At 72.4% G+C, this 2,396-nt stretch carries 1 protein-coding gene; it reads right to left on the reverse strand.

Features of this window, described 5'->3' with window-relative positions; translation table 11 throughout:
- On the reverse strand, positions 1–2,220 hold a 2,220-nt coding region (locus Cco03nite_RS41835), incomplete at its 3' end, for a DUF8616 domain-containing protein (RefSeq protein WP_506272215.1).
- Positions 2,221–2,396: the final 176 nt, after the last annotated feature.

Raw genomic sequence — 2,396 nt, forward strand, 5'->3', positions numbered from 1 at the left:
CAGGTTGTACTGCTTTTGCAGCATGTGTTTCACGCCGTGCTGCACAGCGGGGTGTTTGGTGAGGAGCCGGCCGGTGCCGTTGACCTGTTCGGTGAGGACGCGTGCGGTCTCTGAAGCCAGGGTTTGCAGGACTGCTCCGTTGAGATAGGCGCGCAGCGAATCGCCGTCACCGCGTGTCCAGTTCGAGATCAGGTTCACCACGCCCCACAACCGCAGCGACTTGTCCCACTCGGCGGTGTACTTCGCCTGCGCCGCATCCCGAATTTCTGTCGGTGTTCGCCGTCGTCTCTTTCCGGGCGCGTCGTCGTGTGTGCTGCCGCTCGGGCCGGGCGCGGGGCCGCTGGCGTCGTCGGCATCGTGGGGATCCTGCGGCAACGGTCGACCATCGGGATCGGTGTGGGGGAAGGCGGCCCAGCCCAGCCCGGACAGGAACCCGGGCGCGAGGCTGTGCAGCGGTGTGCCCGGTTCTTGCAGCGCCAGGCCGCTACCGGCCACAAGGGCAGGCAGATCGCCGACCGCGTCGAAGACACCCGCACCGACACCCGCGTTCGCGCCGTCGTCGGGGTGGGTGCGGGCTTGTGACAGTGCCGAGCCGTGCTCGATCACCATGACCGCACGCGCCGCACCGAACCCGGCCAGGGCAGGGTTGCGCGGGTCGTCGGTGTACTCGCGCACCTGAGCGCCCGTCAGGCGCCCCCGGCCGTCAGCGTCGAACATGATCTTGGTGACCAGGACCTCAGTCGGTGTGGTGGGGTGTTGCGAGGGTGGCGGCACCCAGGCGGTGCCGGCCGTCGCCAGTACACGCCGGTTGTGCCGGGGCAGCAGGTCGAACAACCTGCGCGCGAAGACACTGCGGCCGGTGCCCGTTGCGGCGTCGCACTGGACCAGCACGACGTCCTTGCCGTGTGAGCGCGCATCAGCGGTGATCAGCCCGGCCAGCCGTTCCGCGCTCAGCACACGCCCGGCGGCCACCGGCCCGTGGCGGTCGCCATGGGCGAACACCACATACTGCCCGGCCTGGGCCCGAAACCCGGCCGCGGCGGCACGCTGCACAGCCTGGCCCGCGTCCAGCAGCGCCAGACCGGCCGGCACATGCCGCACCACACCGGCCAGATCCCCCGCGACCGCCGGCCCGCGCCACCCTGCGTCCACCCCGTCGGAGGCATCCACAGCGGCAACGAAGCCGTCGTCGGCGGAAGAGCCGTCGTCGGTGGCGGCGCCGCCGACGGCAGTGCCGTGCACGTCGACCGGGACACCGGCGTCGGCCCCGGTGTCGTTTGCACGGCCTGCCGGCGCGGCTGGGCCCGGTGACACATCGCCGCGCGGACCGCCGGGGGCGCCCGCATCGTGCGGCCACGCCTGCGCGCCGGCACGCCCCGCCCCGGCGGGCGACGCCGCATCGGACTCTGCCACCGTCGGGTCCCCGGCAACGTCCACCGATCCTTGCGACCCGACCACAGCCGTTTGCCCGCCCGACTCCGGCACGACCCCACTCGGACCCTGCCCGAACAACGCCGGGAGCACGTCGGCGTCGGCATGGCCGGTGGCACCGGTGCGCACGACCACTGTGTTCACCGCTGTGTTCACCGCGGGTCCGCTGTCGGGCCGGGCCGCTACCGGCCTCGCCCCCGCACCCGCCCGCACCGCATCGGCGGCACGGCCGATGTCCACGGCACGGACCGCACCCGACGCCAGGGCCGAGACCGGCCCCGCGGCCGATGCGGTGAACACGCCCGACACGTCGAACAATCCGTCCAGGCGGCCCGTCCCCGTGACCTGCCCGATGATCGCATCGTGGTGGATGCGCAGGTCAGGGCGGGTGTAGACGCCGTCGAACACCCCGGTGATCTGCCCGGTGGCGGTGTAGTGCCCGGACAGCACCCGGCCGTCGGGCAGGTCGACCACCCCGGTGAACGTCACCCGGCCCTTGAACCACGAGCCGGTCGGGGAGAACACCCCGTCGAAGGTGAACTTGCCCCGCGCGGCCGCCCAGTCCTTCAACCGGTCCGGGCCGCCCGGACCGGCAGGGCCGAAAACGTCACCACCGGACCGCGTCGCCACGTCCCACCCCGGCAGATCGATCTTCCCGACGTCGCCGTCCAGGCCCGCCGACGCGTCCCCGCGCCGGGACCGGTGCCCGACCCAGTCCACGACCCCCTCCACCGCGCCCGCCGACGCCGGCGCCCACGGATCATCGGACTGCTGGATACGCCCGTTCATGATCAGATCAGCGAGCTGCTCGGCGGAGTACTCGGTCAACGCGCCGATACTCGCCATCCCCGGCAGCGAGGTCACCGCCCGCTCACCGACGTCGTCACCGAACCTCGGCCCCAACGCCCGCGTCAACGCCCTGCTCAAACCCTCGAACAGCACCGGCCCCGCGATCCCGCCGATCA

Source organism: Catellatospora coxensis (assembly GCF_016862635.1).
In the GTDB taxonomy this organism is placed as follows: Bacteria; Actinomycetota; Actinomycetes; order Mycobacteriales; family Micromonosporaceae; genus Catellatospora; species Catellatospora coxensis.